10 protein-coding genes and 1 riboswitch are annotated in these 20914 nt (G+C 37.6%); of the genes, 5 read left to right on the forward strand and 5 right to left on the reverse strand.

The genetic code is table 11. The features are described from left to right. Window positions 1-245: 245 nt before the first annotated feature. Window positions 246-1430: a CaiB/BaiF CoA transferase family protein gene (locus FH508_RS01005; protein WP_139859538.1), complete on the reverse strand. Its 1185-nt coding sequence runs from the start codon at window positions 1428-1430 to the stop codon at window positions 246-248. A 727-nt stretch (window positions 1431-2157) separates the two neighbouring features. On the opposite strand from FH508_RS01005, the gene FH508_RS01010 reads away from it, so the two are divergent. Continuing rightward, on the forward strand, window positions 2158-6408 hold the full coding sequence (locus tag FH508_RS01010; protein WP_228134335.1) for an S-layer homology domain-containing protein: 4251 nt from the start codon (window positions 2158-2160) through the stop codon (window positions 6406-6408). A gap of 112 nt (window positions 6409-6520) precedes the next feature. Here the strand turns inward: FH508_RS01010 and FH508_RS01015 are convergent, their stop codons facing one another. Beyond that, window positions 6521-7828, reverse strand: coding sequence for a hypothetical protein (locus FH508_RS01015; protein WP_228134336.1), 1308 nt, complete (start codon window positions 7826-7828; stop codon window positions 6521-6523). Between the two features lie 414 nt (window positions 7829-8242). On the opposite strand from FH508_RS01015, the gene FH508_RS01020 reads away from it, so the two are divergent. The 3 genes from FH508_RS01020 to thiC all read left to right on the forward strand — a co-directional run bounded on the left by FH508_RS01020 (window position 8243) and on the right by thiC (window position 13640). After that, window positions 8243-10345 carry a methyl-accepting chemotaxis protein gene (locus tag FH508_RS01020; protein WP_228134337.1) on the forward strand — a complete coding sequence of 701 codons (2103 nt, stop codon included), beginning with the start codon at window positions 8243-8245 and terminating at the stop codon, window positions 10343-10345. A gap of 276 nt (window positions 10346-10621) precedes the next feature. After that, entirely contained in the window at window positions 10622-11551 is a 930-nt protein-coding gene (locus FH508_RS01025; protein WP_228134338.1) for an AEC family transporter, read from the forward strand. A 47-nt stretch (window positions 11552-11598) separates the two neighbouring features. Next, window positions 11599-11713, forward strand: a riboswitch (TPP riboswitch). 148 nt (window positions 11714-11861) lie between these two features. Beyond that, window positions 11862-13640 (forward strand): phosphomethylpyrimidine synthase ThiC, encoded by a 1779-nt coding sequence (gene thiC, locus FH508_RS01030; protein WP_228134339.1) that lies wholly within the window; start codon window positions 11862-11864, stop codon window positions 13638-13640. A gap of 129 nt (window positions 13641-13769) precedes the next feature. On the opposite strand, the gene FH508_RS01035 is transcribed toward thiC, so the two are convergent. The 3 genes from FH508_RS01035 to FH508_RS01045 all read right to left on the reverse strand — a co-directional run bounded on the left by FH508_RS01035 (window position 13770) and on the right by FH508_RS01045 (window position 19184). Further along, window positions 13770-15455 (reverse strand): methyl-accepting chemotaxis protein, encoded by a 1686-nt coding sequence (locus FH508_RS01035; protein ID WP_228134340.1) that lies wholly within the window; start codon window positions 15453-15455, stop codon window positions 13770-13772. A 412-nt stretch (window positions 15456-15867) separates the two neighbouring features. Then, the gene (locus tag FH508_RS01040; RefSeq protein WP_139860268.1) at window positions 15868-17385 is read right to left on the reverse strand and encodes a catalase; all 1518 of its coding nucleotides are present in this window, start codon (window positions 17383-17385) and stop codon (window positions 15868-15870) included. A 335-nt stretch (window positions 17386-17720) separates the two neighbouring features. Then, window positions 17721-19184, reverse strand: a complete 1464-nt coding sequence (locus FH508_RS01045; RefSeq protein ID WP_228134341.1) for a helix-turn-helix domain-containing protein — start codon at window positions 19182-19184, stop codon at window positions 17721-17723. 206 nt (window positions 19185-19390) lie between these two features. Here FH508_RS01045 and hutH point away from each other — a divergent pair, with 206 nt between their 5' ends. After that, window positions 19391-20905 carry a histidine ammonia-lyase gene (gene hutH / locus FH508_RS01050; protein WP_228134342.1) on the forward strand — a complete coding sequence of 505 codons (1515 nt, stop codon included), beginning with the start codon at window positions 19391-19393 and terminating at the stop codon, window positions 20903-20905. The last annotated feature ends 9 nt before the right edge of the window (window positions 20906-20914 follow it).

A 20914-nucleotide genomic window follows, 5' to 3' on the forward strand; every position in this document is an offset into this window, starting at 1 on the left:
GTCCAGGACTCCTGCTACCGTTGATTACCGCTACGGGCGGACGCTTTCCGCGGGCACACAGTAAGCCGCAACCCTCGCTAACGCGCGGTTTGTTGCGTCTTACACTGCGTGCGTTCTCGCAGGAGTCGCCGCCCTCCACTCCAATCAACTAGTATAAATTGTTTGAGTGCCTGACACTATGACTTAAAAAAATGACAAAAGGTAGCAAGAATGAACTTCTTGCTACCTTTAGCCAATACGCTTTATTATTCTAAAACCCCTTTTTCTTGAAGTGCCATGATTTGTTCAGAACTATAGCCAAGTGCTGATAATACTTCTTCGTTATGCTCGCCTAGCTTTGCACCAACATGCTTGTACGTTGGATTGGCCCCATCAAATTTAAAGGCAGATGCAATTTGTTTTTGCGTTGTACCATCATTTTTCGGAATTTCCACAATCATGCCACGAGCTTGTAATTGTGGATGCTCGCATGCCTCTGGAAAAGTTAACACTGGTTCAACACAACCTTCGAAATTTTCATTAAAGACTTCGAGCCATTCGTTGTAGGTTTTCGACAAAAAGGCGTCATGCACGGCCTCTTTAAATCGAATCTGTGTATAGTAAGAATCATTAAATGTATTATCAATAAGTTCTGGAATATCAAGTGCCTCACATAGTAGCCTACGAAACTGTGGCTCTAGACTGCCCACTGAGAAAAATCGCCCATCCTTCGTTTTGTAAAAATCATAGTAGCTACCGCCGTTTAAAATTTCTTGTTCAGGCTGAGGTACACGGCCACCGCCAATAAAAGCAGAGCCGTACATGGCATTAAGTGAGAAAACAGCATCGGTCATGCTAATATCGACATACTGACCTTCACCTGTTTTTTCTCGGTGAAGAGCGGCAGCAAGCACACCTATTGCAGCGTGCATTGTACCACCAGCAATATCTGCAAGCTGAACCCCCATGGAGACAGGTTTTTTATCTTTATGGCGAGAATAGTCGAGCACGCCAGCTAATGCCAAATAATTATTATCATGTCCAGGTCGGTTGCTATATGGACCTGTTTGGCCATAGCCTGTAATAGCACAATAGATTAGTTTTGGATTGACTTCTTTTAACGCTTCGTAGCCAATACCGAGTCGTTGCATAACCCCTGGCCGAAAACCTTCAATGATTACGTCATACTCCTGTATAAGTGACTTTACAATTTCTACAGCCTCTGGCGATTTCAAATTTAATGTAAGTGACTTTTTGGAACGATTTAAGTGCTGATGAATATATGCCTCATGATTTTCATCATAGGGAGGCATAATGCGCGTTAAATCAACGCGTTTGGAGGATTCCACATGGATGACCTCCGCACCTAGGTCGGCAAAAATCATCGTTGCCATAGGCCCTGGTAGTAATGCAGAAAAATCGAGAATTTTTAACCCCTTTAAAATACCCAAATCTTCCAACCCCTTTTTGTGTAGGCTACAATGCAGTCATGTAAGAAGCATTAGTAGCGCTTTTCTCATTATCCCCATAGTGCGAAAAGCGTGTTTTATAAAATTCTGTATTAATACAGTTTATGTTTATTTTATTCAGTATTATAACAGAAGATACATTAGATTGCCTATGTTAATTTTTATTATAAATTAATTTATCAGAAAATTATATGTCACAATAACAATAAAAGTAAAAATATTTAGAATATAGATGGGTATTAATGGTGGTAATAGCGATAGAAGTGGGTGTATCGCCGATAACCCATGGAAATCGCCGATAAAATTACGTAATCGCCTGCAAGAGCCCATAAATCGCCGATAGAACTTTTGTAAATTAAAAAATCTAATTGTAATTATGTTTACCTTTTAAGATTATGGGTATTTGAATAATAGAACGATAATTTGGGCAAGCTATTGTTGTAAATGATACGTAAACTCGGGACACATCTCTCGATCAACTTGGCAAGACTTAAGGTTATCCCCCTTTCCCTTATGACAGAACAAGTATGATATGATGTATGCCTATATTTTGGGAAAGCCAAGAGAGCACCGATGCTTCTTGGCTTTTTTATTTTGTCTATGACTTTCTTCCATAATTTTAGAAATACTATGAAGGTTCACTATCTACCTGTCGATATAAAGGGTATGATGATTTTACGTACTCATTATATGTGAAAGGAAGAGTGAGATGGATAAAACAAAAATCCAAAAAGTGAACAAAGCACTTATTGCAACTGTTTTTGCTACTAGCGGGATTGCTGTTGTTGTACCACCACCACAAAAAGTAGCAGCAGCTACATCACCATTTGTAGATATTAACCAATATTCAAGTCACTACGACAATATTTTGAAATTATACTCTCAAGGTGCAATTAGTGGGTTTGCAGATAAAACATTTCGACCAAATCAAAATGTAACGCGCGGTCAAGCAGCAAAAATGCTTGCAACGGTTTTAAAGCTAGATTTAAAAAATGTACAAGATCCATATTTTAAAGATGTTCCAAAGAGCAATGAATATTATAAATATGTAGCAGCATTACAAAATGCGGGGATTATGTCTGGCTATGCAAGTGGTTCATTTATGCCGAATGAAGTTATTACACGAGGACAATTAGCCAAAATTTTAGTGCTTGGCTTTAAATTCGAAGTAGCGTCGAATTTTAACCATAGTTTCAAAGATGTAAATAGCCAAACGAGTAATGCCTACTATATTCAAACATTAGTAGATTTACAAATTACAGAAGGAACAACACCTGTCACATTTTCTCCATTCAATGCAGTAACGCGAGGACAAATTGCTTCCTTTATTGTTCGTTCACAAGAGAAAAAAAGCAATGCATCAACTTATAAGATTACGGGTGTTGAAGATGATATTGTTTACATAAATGCTGAACCGTATACAGTACCAGAAAGCCTTTCACATATTTTCAATGAATATAATGCAGATGTCCTAAAGGGGGCATTTATTGAGGGAGACCTCTCAGGCAAAACACTTTATTCTGTCGCAAAGTTAACGTTGAATGCAAGTGGTACGAGTTCACGGTTTTTACATTTTGATGGAGACTATAAATCCTTTGGTGGCACAATCGTTGTAAATGGGAATTATATTGAATTTTCGAATGTAACATTAACGGGCACAATGTTAGTCAATGAAACAGTACGCCCACCGTTACATTTAGATGTTTCTTACTATAAGCCATTAGCAATCGGCCGTGTAGCAAGCAATAATTTTTCATTTATTAACTGGTCTAATCCTGATAAGCAAGAAGGAGAAAGCTCATCGAATAGCAACTCGTCGAGCGATTTGCAAAACTGGACGGATTCAAATCAAAATCCAGATAAAAACAAGCCTTTTGAAAACTGGTCAAAAGATCAAGTAACGATGAAAAATGTTGAAAAGCATATTGAATTTTACAATAGTACGGTATCACGACTAGTTGTGTCTCAAAGTGGTACAAAAATTGAAACAAATAAAAAGCTACCTCGTGTTGATATTATTGGAAATGTACGTGAATTCGAGATACAAGGCAATATCGGTACGCTAAATTTGGATACGGAAACGAAGCTAACGATATATGGAACGGGCAATATCGACTGGATTAATTACAATAGCTATACCGATTTAGAGCTTTATATAGATGGTCGTGTAGGTACGCTTTATGTAGATAATGCATATGGTTGGATTGATATTGGTGACTACACGTATATTGACAAAGTAATTCTTCCAAAAGACGAAGGGCCAAATAATATTTTTGATGATTTTTTAGATGATAAAGATAACATAGGCAATATTACAGACCCAGATGGTAAACCAATCGATAAAGATGATATAGACAATTCGAAGCCAGCAGATAAAACAAAACCATTAATCGATATTACCAATGTAAGCGTATTGAATGGCAGCGATGTGCAAGTAGACTTTACTTCAGATAAAGTCGGAACATACTACTATATTGTTCGTGAAAAGGGCGCTGAAGTCCCAACAAAACGCGAGATGGTCAATCGTATATCTACTGATAATGTAGCAAGTGGAACGGCTGCAGCCGTCAATGGTAAAAATACGTTTAAAGTGACTAACTTAGGCGAGAAAAAAGAATATGTTGTTTATGTAATGGTAGTAGATGGAGCGAAAAATACGTCGGATATTAAATCGCAGTCATTCCAAATGAAAGATTCATCGCCACCAGTCGTCAAATCGTTAGCGGTAAACCCTTTACATGGTGGGACACGTGCAGAATTTACATTTAATGCGAGTGAACCAGGAGAGTACTACTACTATGTACGTAAAAAAACGACGGCTGCAGATCCAACAACCGCTGATATTGTTGCTAAACCAACAGGTAAGGGGAAAGTAGAAGCTGGGAAATTGAAAGTTGACGGATTACTAACAGGTTTAGACCCTGAAGAATCCTATCAACTTTATGTAGTCATGAAAGATGAGTCGGGCAATTATTCCGTAGACCCAATTCCAAAAGAAGCGATCAAAGAGTTTAAAACAGGAGCTTTAGATAATATTCCTCCATACATTGTTGGCGGAGAGCTCGTGTTACAAGATGAAATTAAAAATGAATTTTATGTAACGGTAAGTGAAGAGTTAGATATAACTTCTGCTGAAAAAGTAGAAAACTATGAACTGACAGGGACAGGTATAGTTAACCAAGGATTACAAAAACCAATCCGTCCAGAAAAAGTTGTCTATAATAAGGCTCAAAAAAGATTAACTTTCACAATTCCTTCTTTAACAGGTTTCGTTAATGGAGATAACTTGGTCGTAACGATTTCTCCAAATGTAAAAGATTTAGCTGATAATGAATTTGAAAATATAAATAATACACCAGTGAATAGTGTTCCGCGTAATACGGCCGAATATATTCATAGAGATGGTGAGTGGCCATATTTAACGATTATCGGTGAGCCTGCTATTAACGCTGCTAAAGATCAGACACTTGTTGAATTCAATGCAACAAAAGCAGGGACATATCATTATTTAATTATGGAATCGGATCTAAATTTAACACGAGATGACCGACTACGATTAATCGAAGCTGTGCAACTAAATTCAAAGGAATTTAATGTAGGAGGCAAAGATATACCGATTATCGGAAGTGGCGGTAATAAGCCAGCGCAGTTAGGAAAGCAAAAGGTGACAGTTCCGCTACCGAATACAATTCCGCCTTTAGATCCATTTAAGAGCTATTCGATTTATATGGTATTACGAGACCGTTCAGGGAATGTCTCAGATATTCAAACAAAACATGTAATTGATGACCGAACTGCACCAGTTATCGACAATACGTCAATTACAGTGGCGGAAGGGGACAGAAAAGCAACCTTCAGATTTATGTCAGACGAGGACGGTTCTTATTACTATGTTCTTCGCAATGTAGGCGACTCCACACCTGCACCTACAACTCCAGAAGAGGTAATGGCTAAAGGAATTACGAGCAGCATGCGTAAAGATACAAATGAGATTTCTTTAACACTTGCGCCACATCAACAGTACGAGTTATATGTTGCTGTAAAAGATCGCTATAATAACGTTACAATGCTACAAAAAGGCACAGAATCAAAAGTTTATACATTTGATGAGAAGCAAAATAAACCGATAACCTTGACGCCTGGTGGGGGTGGCAATGGTGTGATGAAATATACATTCTTCTCGGATGGAACACCACCAAAAGTTCAAGATCCTATCTTTAAACGACTTGATGGTAAAACATTTGAAGTGACATTTTCAGAGGCAATCGATACTGGATTTGATTTTAAATTAGTAGAACCAGGTACAACGACTGCTATTACACCATCTTACACACAAAGTTGGCTTGATATTACAGGTACTAGGGATTGGGAGCCACGTAAGCTTATTATCACGTTCAATAGTGAAGTAAAACAAAGCTTTGACATTAGCGTCAATGCTACTGCGAAAGATAAAGGCGGCTGGACATTTAGTAAGGATAGAGCAGAGTACAAATATCCAACAAAAGAGAATACAATTACTACTGCTACATTATTACCAGATACGCAATTCCCAAGTAATTTAAATATTTCTAAGAAGCTTGAAGTCGTTGCGAATCTAAATGCCGATATTACATGGGATCAGCATTATTACTACGCAGTACTGAACAAAGGATATGATTTATCGCCTGAAAATGTTCAAGATGTTATTGCAAATGCAGATAGTAATAACTTTACGTATATACCTGGAGGAGCAATTGTTTCCTACGGTAAAGGGAAAATTACAGCACCTGCGGATGCAAGTTCTGCGAAGACCTTTACAGCAATCCAAACAGGTAGTGATCCAAATTCAACGAATGTATTCCAAAAAGATCAACGAATTTATCTGTTCACGAAAGATAAGTATGGAAATATTGTGTATGCTAAAGCATCTTCAGATCCAGGAGCTTTAGATTACGTATTAATTCAGCCTAGAACACAATAAATCAATAAAAAGACACTAGCTATTACAAAGATAGCTAGTGTTTTTTTGTTGAAGAAAAGAAAAGCCCACATCTCTTTGAAGTGACTCGAAAGAGGTGTGGGATTCATTTTATTTAATTTCTAATAATTTGGAACGTACCAGAAGTTTGCGTTTCAATGATGTATTGATTGCCATTGACCGTATAGGATACAGGCTCATGGTCACCAAATTCATTGATTCGAACGATGGAAGCATTCTCTGGTATATTTTCTAAAATGATTTCAATATTTGCCTCGAATTTAACGGGCATTTTGTTTAATACTGCTTGGAACGTAATGCGGTTTAAATTTCTTGTAAGCTGAACATCCATTACGCCAAAATCCTCATTAACAAGCGTATTCAATGGTGGGATGATGACCGCCATATTCGCTTTCGTTGTTAATACAAAGCGTTCATTGTCATTTTCAGAATCAGCGACATTGATTTTTGCTTTATATGTGTTTCGACTTTTCGACATTAGCGTATTTTTACCTGGTATTGCGGCTGAGTCTGATAATTCGGGTGTTTTGATTGTGTTGCCGCCTTTAGCTGGTAGCTTATACTTTCCTTTTACATAGTCTACTAATATCCATACATTTGGCACTAGCTGTTGTTGTACAGGTGTCAATGCTTCGAAGGCTGTTTTTACTGCTTGTACATCGTGCGTCGTAGATGTTTTTGGTGATAAAGCTGCAATGGCATTTTCGACTTCTTTGGCAGCGCTTTTATCCATCGTAACGACGTGTTCAGCATCTAGTAAAAGCTGTTCAATACCTGTAGGCAAAGAAACGTTTGAGAATTTTCTTAATGCATTATACTCTGCGCGAGCTTCAGCTACATCTTTATGGAAGCTAAGACGAGAGGAATTTAATAGTTGAATTTTATTTACAACTTTATCAATTGAAGTATTTGGTGTAATCGATGACGTCAATATTCTTTGTGTTTCAGCGCTGACAAAAGTTTTTTGGGCAGCATTCAACGTGTTGTACCAATCTCTCGTTTCAATAACATTTTGATAATAGTTAACAGAAGTAGAGTCGACAGATGCCAATTTTTCTTCGATTTGTGCGGCTAGTCTACGATAATTTACTCTTGTTTGTTGGTGATTTGATAGCGTCGAGTAATTTGTAACATATTGTTTTTCAGTTTCTGTTAAAGCATTGTAGGCTTTAATTGCCGCCTCTAAGTAAGCCTGAAACGCAAATGATGTATCATTAATGTTCGAAATAAGCTGTATAACATTCTGCACATTGGAATTATAGTAATAATTATTATTGTATATGTATGCCGTCTTTGCATGTGTCGAAGTATCGGCAGCCGATGCAGACGTTATAGGTGTAGTATAAATAAGGGATGGAACGGCTACTAGAGCAAGCAAGGCTAGGCTTTTTTTATGTTTCATACGGGCAAACCTCCTATTTTAATAATATTAATTTTATCATAGCTTAAGGATTTTTTATGCATATTTTAGGTTAATAGGTAAAAAGGTTGTTCGTTTTTTATAACGTACTATATCATAAATACTAAAGGGAGAGTTGCCGAAACTGTTGGAGTTATAAAGAGAGCAGGTATTATCTTAGATATATAAGCTTTTATCTATAGGCATTTAGAATGTAGTTATTCCAAATGCCTATAGAAGTTTAACGAATAGAATAATAACAAAATTTAGTATAAATGGATGTATGTATCAATTTATTGTCTAAAAATAGTGAATTTTAATAGAAAATTTTAATTGTCTTGGTAAAATAAGATTGTTTTTTGTTGTGAAACATAGGTCCATACATTATTATTGTTTAATGAAAATGGAGGTGTTGGTATGAAAAAATCCAAAAGTATAGCTTTAAAACTCTCATCTTTAATAATAGGGTTATTTATCGTGTTATTTATTGCTTATACATTGGTAACAAGTATGATTCTTTATAATCAGAGTATACATGATTCAGAAGACGCAACGCTGCAAAATGCAGAACTATCAGCAGCAAATATGAGCGAGCGGTTTAAGAAAGTAAATGATACATTACAAACGACAAAACGAATTGTTCAAACAATGCAAGGCAAGGGTGAACTATCGACAGAGGATGTAATGGATATATTACAAAATAACCTAGACGACAATAAGGATTTACTAGGTGTAGGGGCTATTTTAGAAAATAACACAGTGAAAATTGCGCCAACTGTAGACACTGCTTTAGTTGACCAACAAAATCGCTTTATACCTTATTTAACAAGAGGGAAAGACCAAACTATTATTAATCCTGTAGTTGGGCTTGATGAAAAAAATGGTGCTGAATGGTATCGAATCCCAAAAGAAGAAGGTCGTGCGATTTTAACGGAACCGTATGAATTTAATGTAAATGGTAATACCATTTCAATGACGACTATTGCAGTACCACTAGTTAATAGTAAAGGTACATATTTCGGTGTTTTATCGGCCACTTTATCTATCGATTTTTTAAAGGAATTAGCCAATTCTATTGAGCCTGAAGGTGGTTACGCAGGCATAATTACAGATCAAGGTATGTTAACAGTTAATAGTATTAACGAAAAGTTAGATGGGACCAATATGCAGGACGCTATTGATTGGAAAACTGTTAAACAGTCCATGGACAATGGTGTAGCAGATAGTCTTTATGTAGATTCCAAGCAACTTGGCGAAAAATCATATAACGCCTTTGCTCCAATGAAGTTAGAAAATATCGATGAAGTATGGACCGTACAATTAGTTTTACCTAAAACGAAAATATTAGAAACGTATAATAAAGTTCTCATCGTTACGATTGTAGCTGCAATAATTATGGTTGTTTTAATGGCTGCTGCCAGTGCGATGTTTATCTTTAAACAGTTAAAGCCTTTGAAAGTTTTACGAGCATCCATTGAAACGGCTGCAGAAGGCGATTTAACGAAAAAAATAGACGAAAAACATATCAAATCAGATGAAATTGGTGCTGTTGCATTAGCCTATAATAATATGCTGGACAAAACGAATGATGCTATACATACAGTGCTAAATTCTTCTACAATACTTAATCAATCATCACATAATGTGAATGAAGCATTTAATGAAATTGTCGCCTCTAATCAGGAAGTATCTGTAGCTATCAATGAAATTGCGCAAGGTGCTTCGAAACAATCAGAGGATACGGAAGAAACGAATTATCGAATGATTGATTTATCTGAGCAAATTGACGCAATAACAATGCTTTCCAAGCAAATGGATGCACTGTCGATAAAAACAAAAGCTTCTACAGAGCAGGGCATGAAAGAAGTTGAAAGTTTACGTGACCGAAATGCTGAAACGAACGAAATGAATGTCCGTATTCAAGGTCAGATGGAATCCTTATCTAGTAACATCAGAAATATCAACCAAATTATTGTCTCTATTCAAGGAATAACGGAGCAAACTAACTTATTAGCATTAAATGCAAGTATTGAGGCTGCTCGTGCGGGAGAGCATGGAAAAGGCTTTGCAGTTGTAGCAGAAGAAGTTCGTAAACTAGCGGAACAGTCTAAAAACGAAACAGAGATTATTAAGAAAACTGTAACTAGCATTCTAGAAGACGCAAATCAAACGGTGTCTGTTATCGCTTCAAATGCAGATTTAATGCAAGCTCAAAATGAATCAGTGCAAAATACAGAGCTAGCTTTTAAAGATAATAATGAGCTTTCTCATTCTATTGCAACGTCAATTAATGAGTTATTATCAAACCTTTCACAAATGCTAGAGCAAAAAGATCAGGCAATTACAGCAATTCAAAGTATTTCTGCCGTTTCAGAGGAAACTGCGGCTTCTGCAGAGCAAGTAAGTGCATCTGCTGTGGATCAACAGGCAGAAATGCAAAAGGTTGCAGAATCTATTAATAATATGAACCAAATCTCTAAAGAACTACAAGAAGTCGTGAACCGATTTAAACTTGCTTAATGATTTTTAAATTGTAGTAGGTAGTAGGAATCGCCGATAAAATCATGGAAATCGCCGATAGACGTGGAGGAATCGCCGATACTTCTTCGGAAATCGCCGATACCCTGTGGGAAATCGCCGATAAAACTTCTTTAATATCCTTTGTAGATAAGTTGAGATTGAGGCTGTCCTTTTCTAAGGACAGCCTCTTTTTATAGCAACAGCTTGAGCCGAGAGTGGCATTGACCTAGTTTGCGAACAGTTTTACTATAGAAAGATGAAAGGGGGTCGCCTCACATGATGTATCTCGGTATGATTTTCTTTAAAATTGTTGCACCTATTTTGGTGTTGCTTGTACTTGGTGCGTTTTTACAAAAGAAATTTCAATTTAACTTAAAAGCACTATCTCAGCTTATTACATATTGTTTTATGCCAGCAGCTGTGTTTGTAAATTTATATGAAACAAGTGTGGAACTATCGGTGCTAGGTGAAGTGGCGCTATTTATTGTGCTTTTTATTGGGAGTCAGATGTTGCTTGGTCACTTTATAGCTAAGGGACTAGGCTTAAAGAAAACCGAGGCAGCTGTATTTAAAAATAGTGTTGTCCTTATTAACTCTGGCAACTATGGTATTCCAGTGGCACAAATGATTTTTGTGACACAACCAATTGGGGTGGCAATTCAAGTTATTCTCGTTATTTTTCAAAATGTAACGACCTATACATATGGTTTATATAATTTAATTTCTTCAACAAAGTCAGGCATGGCCATTGTGAAGGACTTTCTAAAAATGCCGATTATTCATGCGCTCATTATAGGTGTAGCAATGAATTTCTTTAATATTGGCATTCCCCAATTTATTCGTATTCCAATTGACCACGTTGCTGATGGATTTATCGCTGTTGCTCTTATTACGCTTGGTGCACAGCTATCTCAGCTTGAAATTAAATCAATGTTCAATAAAACTGTGTTTGTCAGCTGTTTTACACGTTTAGTAGTAGGACCTGCCGTTGCATTACTTATAATTTTTGTTCTCGGCTTAGAGGGTGTTGTGGCCCAATCGCTCTTTATTGCAAGTGCATTCCCAACGTCGCGTAATAGCTCGAGTTTAGCGCTTGAATATGATTTAGGGTCAGAAACCGCTGCACAAACAGTGCTTTTTTCGACGATTGTTAGCTGTATTACAGTAACAATTGTAATTTATTTGGCAGAAATGCTTTTTACTTAATGACTTCCATCTATTAGGAATATCTGTTACACTAGCATCAAACTGAATAGCTTAACTAGGGGAGTCCGATGAGTCGGGCTGAGAGGGAAACGCATTGAGGTTTCTTGACCCTTTGGACCTGATCTGGCTCATACCAGCGTGGGAAAGTTAATGAACTTCGCACTCCTTATACTTTGCGATAAATGTAACCTTACATGTACAGCCGGATCCAATATTTTTTGGATTCGGCTTTTTGTTTGTAATGCTACTTGTTGGAGTGGGCTAGATTCGGTCCTTTTCATAATTTACGAAAAAGGGAGCGGAATAGTAAATGACAACAGTTAGCGAAAAAAACATGAACATTATGACAAGCTTTGACGGGAGTAAAAAAGTATATTTAGAAGGAACACGACCAGATATTTTAGTGCCAATGCGTGAAATTAAGCTAAGCCCCACAACAGGTAGCTTTGGTGAAGAGGAGAATGCACCAGTAAGGGTATATGATACGAGTGGCCCTTATACAGATCCTACTTACAAAGTGGATATAACAAAAGGTTTGCCAGCTTTGCGTAGTGCGTGGATTAAAGAACGGGGCGATGTAGAGGAGTACGAGGGACGTACCATTAAGCCTGAGGATAATGGCTTCCGCAACGCGGATGACCCGCGCATAAAGGAAAATGTTTTTCCGAACCTTTCTCGCAAACCTTTACGTGCGAAAAAAGGCCGCAATGTGACTCAACTGCATTATGCAAGACAAGGAATTATTACTCCAGAAATGGAATTTGTGGCGATTCGTGAAAATTTAAAACCTGAATTTGTTCGTGCGGAAATTGCTGCGGGCCGTGCTATCATGCCATCTAATATCAATCATCCAGAGGCAGAACCGATGATTATCGGTCGTAACTTCCATGTAAAAATTAACGCTAATATTGGGAATTCAGCAGTAACCTCATCCATCGCTGAGGAAGTTGAAAAAATGACATGGGCAACACGATGGGGTGCTGATAATATTATGGATTTATCTACTGGTAAGCACATTCATACAACTCGTGAATGGATTATTCGGAATGCCGCTGTGCCTGTTGGAACAGTACCCATTTATCAGGCGCTTGAAAAGGTAAATGGCGTTGCCGAGGATTTAACGTGGGAGGTGTATCGGGACACGCTAATCGAGCAGGCTGAACAAGGGGTTGATTACTTCACGATTCACGCAGGTGTGTTGCTGCGCTATGTACCGCTTACAGCTAATCGTGTAACGGGCATTGTATCGCGGGGAGGCTCGATTATGGCACAGTGGTGTCTATTCCATCATCAAGAAAACTTCTTATATACTCATTTTGAAGAGATTTGTGACATTATGAAAACATATGATGTAGCCTTTTCATTAGGGGATGGTTTACGACCTGGCTCAATTGCAGATGCCAATGACGAGGCGCAGTTCGCAGAGCTTGAAACGCTAGGGGAGTTAACGCAAATTGCGTGGAAGCACGATGTACAAGTGATGGTAGAGGGACCTGGGCATGTGCCAATGCATCTTATTAAGGAAAATATGGACAAGCAATTGGAAGTTTGTAAAGAAGCACCGTTTTATACATTGGGTCCTCTCACAACAGATATTGCGCCTGGCTATGATCACATTACGTCAGCAATTGGTGCTGCAATGATTGGCTGGTTTGGAACAGCCATGCTGTGCTATGTAACACCGAAGGAACATTTAGGGTTACCAAATAGAGAAGATGTTCGTGTAGGTGTTATCACATATAAAATTGCGGCACATGCAGCGGATTTAGCTAAAGGTCATCCTGGTGCCCAGCAGCGAGATGACGCTCTTTCAAAGGCTCGCTTTGAGTTTCGTTGGCGTGATCAATTTAATTTATCGTTAGATCCAGAGCGAGCTGTAGAATATCATGATGAGACTTTACCAGCAGAAGGAGCAAAAACGGCACATTTTTGCTCGATGTGTGGTCCTAAGTTTTGCAGTATGAGAATTTCTCAAGATATTCGTAACTATGCGAAAGAAAAAGATTTAAATACGACAGAAGCTATTCATCAAGGGATGCAGGAAAAGGCAAAAGAATTTCAAGACGCTGGGAGCAGACTATATCAGTGATAAAGAACTAGAAACTAGAGCACGGTAGTTGAAGCGAAAAGTATTCATCGGAGCGGATAACCATTTTTACGGCAAAAAAGTGTTAGATTGATGGCAATCAATCTAACACTTTTTCTTTTTTGCCTGCTTTTAGACTTTAAATTTATTGATCTCTTCTTGAAGGGTTATTGCCTCATCACTTAATGATTTCGCAACATCGTTAACCTCTTGAATGATTGCTGCCTGCTCTTGAATGGCAGCAGCTATTAATTCAGATTGCTGGGCCGCATTTTTTGCCACGGATGACATTTCGTTAACTGATGCAGCAACCTCCTCTGTAGCTGCAGAAATTTGCTGTGTGGAAGCGGAAACGTCTTCGATTTCATATGCCATATGTTCAATGGCGTCCATTATTTTATTAAAAGCCGTTTGGGCATCATGAATGTAAGTAACGCCTTCATCAACTTTTTGCACTGTTACGCCCACTGCCTTCTCTACTTCTCTTGTGTTTTGCTGAATATTTGTAGTTAAATTGATAATTTGGTTAGCGGATATTTTGGACTCTTCAGCAAGCTTACGTACTTCATCAGCTACGACTGCAAAGCCTTGCCCGTGTTCGCCTGCTCGTGCAGCTTCGATGGCTGCATTAAGGGCGAGTAGGTTAGTTTGATCGGTAATATCAGTAATAACTTTTGTAATATTTTCAATTTCAGCTGATTGTGTACTTAACTGTTTAATAAGTTCATTCGTCTTATCTGAGGATTGCTGAATAACCATCATTTGACTTTCAGTTGTTTGTAACATTTTCTCACCGTTATTTGCAACACTTTGTGTATCGACTGCCTTCGAATGGAGCATTTGCGTTGCTTCAGCGATGCGTTGAACACCGCGAGCAGTTTCGTCCATGGCACTAGAGGTTTCCTGACCTGTAATGACAGCTTGGTTACCGTCCTTTGCCATCAATTGTATACGCTTTGCAATGTCGCTAGAAGATAAAGAAACTTCATCAGTGCTTGCCGATAATTCTGCTGAGCTAGAAGTAGTATACTCAACATTTTTTGCAACATTATTAATAAGCGAGCGTAAATTAAATTTCATGACATTAAATGAGTTCGCTAAATTTCGAATTTCATCTTTTGTTTTTACTTCTATATTTTTTTGACGTAAATCTCCAGTAGCAATTACATTTGCCGCTGTGGCTAGTTTATTAACTGGAATTGTAATAGCTCGTGTCATAAAGAATACAACGATGAAGGAGAAAATAATCGAAATGACGGAGATGCTTAGAACGATAACAGAGCTGACGTTCTCCGCATTGGACAACTCAGCACGGACTATTTGTATTTGTTGTTCTTCGTAAAGGGCAATATCATGGACTGCCTGTTGTATTGCTTCTCTTGCAGGATGTGCTCTTGTCCTAAGAATGTCGATAGCAGATTGTAAATCATCTGGGTTATATGTATTAATAATCTCTAATGCTGCTTTTTCAAAAATGGCTTGGTTCGTTTTAATAATTTTCATTTGCTCTTGTGTCGTTTCACTAGTAAATATTTTATCAAGCTCTGTTATTTTAGCTTGGATTAGTTGCTCCTGTTCCTCAAGCTTTTGTATTGTTACGTCATCTGGTTCGAGCATATATGAACGAATATAGTTTCCTTGCAAAGCAGCGGCGGTAAGGATTTTATCGATTTGAATCAGTTTATAAACGCGGTTCTCAAATAGCTCTTTATTTAAATTATTAATGTGATTCAGTTGATAGTAAGAGATTGAGGAGATAGTTAGTAATAAGAGAATAATTGTACCAAATCCAATGTATAGTTTCTTTCGAATTGACATGGAAATGTTCCTCCATTTCAATTTGTTGTAGTTGTCAAATATCAATATGGTTATTTAGAAATATGTGTAATACATATTTGTGGAATTTATCGATAAAGTTGATAAAAACACCTATATGACAATGGGGGATTTACAATTTAAAAGGGACAATAATTATAGGTGAATTAAAACGATGAATGCCACTGTGTTACTTTGTCAGTGAATGGGGGAGATACCTTCCAGTGCGATTTGTAGTAATTGGCTCCAATCAACTGAATAGTAACGGAATAGTACAAAGATTATTGAAAATCTTAAAGGGACTAGCATAAAAAAGAACTACAAATGACAAAAGGCATCGAGATATTGTTTCTCGGTACCTTTTGTCTACTTGCCGACGACGACAAGCTATATTGGATATCAATAAAGTGGAATATTAAATGTTTGCTACTTGTTTTACTTCTTGTTTTACATATGGATTTGTAAGATTCATTCCGTCTAATGAAAGACCCATCGCTTTCGCTACACCTTCTCCGTAAGCTGGATCAGCTAGGTAGCAGTGTAGAATGTGACGACGTTTAATGAATTCTTCAACAGTTGCCATATCGTTTGCAGTATTTTCAAATAAGCGTTGTTGCTCTTCTGCAGATAAAAGACGGAACAATTTACCTGGTTGCTCGAAGTAGTTATTGTCATCTTCACGGAAGTCGTGGATATCAGCATGACCATCAATGCGTAATGGTGGCTCTTTATAGTCTAAATTGTGCTCCCATTCACCATAGCTGTTTGGTTCATAACTTAAAGTAGAACCTAGGTTGCCATCAAAACGCATAGCACCATCGCGATGGAATGAACGGAATGGGCATTTTGGTGCGTTTACAGGTAGCATATGGTGGTTAACGCCTAAGCGATAGCGAGCTGCATCTGCGTAAGCAAAAATACGTGCTTGTAACATTTTGTCTGGAGAGTAGCTAATACCAGGCACAATGTTAGATGGAGCAAATGATGATTGCTCTACTTCTGCAAAGTAGTTATCAGGGTTTTTATTTAACTCAAATTCGCCAACTGGAATGAGTGGGAAATCTTTTTTATACCAAACTTTTGTTAAATCGAATGGGTTATAAGGTAATTCTCGAGCTTGTTGTTCTGTCATAACTTGAATGTACATTTTCCATTTCGGGAAATCGCCTTTTTCAATTGCTTCGTACAAGTCACGTTGTGATGATTCGCGGTCTTTACCAATAATTTCAGCTGCTTCAGCACCTGTTAAGTTTTTAATGCCTTGCTCTGTGCGGAAGTGGAATTTCACCCATACTCGCTCATTTTGAGCATTGATAAAGCTATATGTGTGTGAACCGAAACCATGCATATTACGGTAACCTGTAGGAATACCACGGTCAGACATTACAATTGTGATTTGATGTAATGCCTCTGGTAATAAAGTCCAGAAATCCCAGTTGGAATTTGCGTTTTTCATATTTGTACGTGGGTCACGCTTAACTACATGGTTTAAATCTGTGAAGTGTAACGGATCACGGAAGAAGAATACAGGTGTGTTGTTACCAACTAAGTCCCAGTTACCTTCTTCAGTATAGAATTTAAGTGCAAAACCACGAATATCGCGCTCTGCATCTGCAGCACCGCGCTCTCCCGCTACCGTTGAGAAACGAGCGAACATTGGTGTTTGCTTCCCAATCTCAGAGAAGATTTTTGCTTTCGTATATTGAGAAATATCATGTGTTACTGTAAATGTGCCAAATGCTCCAGAACCCTTTGCGTGCATACGACGTTCAGGTATAACTTCACGGTTGAAGTTTGCTAATTTTTCAACTAACCATACATCTTGAAGTAAAAGAGGACCACGAGGACCTGCTGACATAGAGTCGTGGTTGCTTACTACTGGAGCACCACCTGCTGTTGTAAAACGACGGCTACGATCATTTGCGTTTGTCATATTAGTTTACCTCCTGAAAAATATTGTGAGTCAAACTCCTCGTAAATAACTATAACAAATATAAAATAGAATTTCTAGTACATTATAATAATTATTGTTAAAGAATTTATCTTGTAAGATATAAAGTATAAATATATGCGGGATTTTTAAAGATTATACATAGTTTTTTAAAATGTTTTCACTGTTTCTATAGTGTTTTTAGCTATTTTGTAAGGAAAAACGATTTACTATTATATAAGTAACAACCTGTGTGAAGTATAATAATTTTATTGATTTTTCTATTTACATTGAAAATATAATTGGCTAATTGAAAATGGCGATAATGTGTCTTCTCATTAGATTTTCCAACCTTTGCGATAGCGATTAGGTGTAGTTCCGATTAGTTGTTTAAATAATTTACTAAAATAATTTGGATCATCAAAACCGTTTAAAAGTGCAATTTCACTAATAGCAAAATCCGTTTCCATAAGCATTTTAGTCGAATTTTGTATACGAACCTGTTGTAAATAGCGTTTAAATGGTTGGCCTTGCTTCTTTGCAAATATAGTACTTAAATAATTTGGGCTAATACCCAACTTTTGGGCGATAAAAGGTAAGGATAATTCGCTGTTATGATATTGATGGTCGATTATATCTAAAGCTAACTCTACATAGTCTGCTTTTTTCTCCATTCGAGCTTCTCGTGCCAAGTCAATAAGTCTTTGTGTGAATAAAATTATGCCATTGAGAATTGTATAGAATATCGGATGTTCAATAATTAAATGAAAAAGCTGACGATAGTTTTGTTCAATAGCAGCTTTCTCATGAAGTTTATATTTCAACATAAAGCGGCGAATTTGTGCTAATACACTTGTTAGGTGAATGCGCAAATCATCTTGCTCGTAGTAGATGCTTCCGTTTGATAATCGATATAAAAATGCTTTTACTGCCTCGATATTTCCTTCCTCTAAACTCTTAATAAGTAGCTGCTGTTCCTCTGGTGTGAGTAAAGGATCTAGTGGCTGTGTTTGATATTGTTTCGTTGCATAAAAAATATGCCCAAAGCCTTCGTAAAAGCTTTGAAGAAGGGCGCGTTTTGTTAAGGCATACATTTCTTTTAAAGATGTTGGTGTACCATCATAAATCCCTATATTTAAAGATCCGTTATTAGTCATTTGCCATTCTTTTAATAATGATCGAATATCCTTTTCAATAATTTTTAAATCGCTTGTTTGAAACAAGCAGATAATTGAATCTGACAATGGATAAATGCTCATTTGATAATAAATAGGTGTTTGTTGGAGCCATATGTACAATTTATTTAACGTTTCTAAATGCTCAGGTTCAATCATCGTAAACTGAATATTTGTTGATAAAGTGCTTGGTGTGCTTTCTAAAAATAATTGATAGTAAAAAGATTCATCTTTAGCATCAAGACTAGGCTTTTGAATGTGAGGTGTATGAAGAGAAATAGCAGTGAGCTTTTGCTTCAACACTTCTAAATCAATGGGTTTTACAAAGAGGTGTGCCACTTGTAAATCTATTGCTTTTAACGCGTTTTTAAATAATGGTTCTGTCGTTATCGCAAGTATTTTGCCAGGATGCTTTTGTAAAAGTCCATAAAGTGCTGTTAAACGATTATTAGGAAGTAAATCAATATTTAATAAAATGACCTCTGGTGCAAATTGTTGAATGCTTTGAGTGGCCTCAGAAATAGTACTGCACATCTCAATTGATAAATCTCCAGGTAAGTATGTATGTAAAAACCATCGTATACCTGACAGTTCAGTTAGATCTCGATCAATTAATAACAGTCGCATGGAATCAGCCTTTCTTAAAATATTCTAGTTTCGTAATTTATTACGATTATATTAATAAAAATAACATAAAAATCTGAAATAATTCCTGTTTTCTCTTTTAAAATTCTATATTTTCTGAAAAAAGTAGTTTGTACAATGGATATAGAGAATTTCAATTTTTTTCACACTTTAATTTACATATGCTGTTAAGAATAGGGGGATATCGTATGCAAAAAATCATCGAACTTGATGGCAATACGTTAACGAGGCAACAAGTTGAGGAAATCGTGAGAGGCCAGGCAATGGTTGCGTTATGTGCTGAAAGTACGAAACGTGTTCAATTAAGCAGGGAACGGATTGAAAAGCGTTTAGCTGAAGGGCAAGTAATCTATGGCGTCAATACGGGGTTTGGCAAACTAAGTAATATACAAATTGAAGAATCAGATATTGAGTTATTACAGTTGAATTTATTGCGCTCAGATGCAACGGGTGTTGGAGAACCACTTCCGACTGAGGTTGTGCGTGCCATGATGGTTTTACGTGCAAATGCATTAGCGCGTGGTTTTTCAGGTATTCGCCAAGAAACGCTACAGCTATTACTAGACTGCATCAATAAAGGCGTACACCCTATCGTGCCGTCACAAGGCTCGGTTGGAGCAAGTGGAGATTTAGCGCCGCTATCACATTTAGCACTAGTGCTTGTAGGTGAAGGAAAAGCCGAGTTCAACGGGGAGCTGATGGCGGGTGGTGTCGCGTTACAAAATGCTGGTTTAACAGCTGTAAGACTACAAGCGAAGGAAGGTTTAGCACTTGTAAATGGTACGCAAGCAATGACAGGAATTGGTGCCTTGACATTGAATGAAGCAGAGCGTATTGGGCTTGCGGCAGATATGGCAGCGAGTCTGTCGTTAGAGGCATTAAAAGGTATTACGAATGCATTTGATCCTGCGCTTTTAGCTGTAAGACCACACCCAGAATTAGAGCTTGTAGGTGGGCGTATTCGGAAATGGCTTGATGGTAGTAAACGAGTGACGAAGCAGGGAGAAGTTCGGATGCAGGATGCGTATTCACTTCGATGTATTCCTCAAGTACATGGTGCTTCTTGGCAATCGTTTTTCTATGCTGAGCAGCGCGTACAAACAGAAATGAATGCTACAACAGACAATCCTATCGTTTTAGAAAATGGAGAAGTTGTATCGGGAGGTCATTTCCATGGCCAGCCAATAGCGTTAGCGATGGACTTTTTAAAAGTTGGGGTTAGTGAATGGGCTAATATTTCAGAACGACGCACAGAGCGTATGGTTAATCCGCAACTTAATGATGGTTTACCACCGTTTTTAGCAACGAATCCTGGCATTGAATGTGGACTTATGATTGCACAATATACAGCGGCCTCTATTGTATCTGAAAATAAGGTGCTAGCTCATCCTTCAAGCGTGGATTCTATTCCAACTTCGGGGAATCAGGAAGATCATGTCAGTATGGGAACGACATCCGCTCGACAAGTGCGACAAATTGTTCACAATGCTGCACGGGTGATTGCAATAGAAATGATTTGTGCTTCACAAGCTATTCATTTAGACAAGGCAGAAGAGCAATTATCACCAACAACAAGAGCGTATTTAGAAAAAGTGCGTCAATTCTGTCCGCCTTTATTAGCAGATCAACCTATCGGCGATGAGATTGAAGCGTTAGCGAAGTACTTATTGGCAAGTGATGATTTAGTTGTGTTAGCAAAATAGAAGCAAAGG

Source organism: Lysinibacillus sp. CD3-6 (assembly GCF_006351725.2).
Classification (GTDB): Bacteria; Bacillota; Bacilli; order Bacillales_A; family Planococcaceae; genus Lysinibacillus.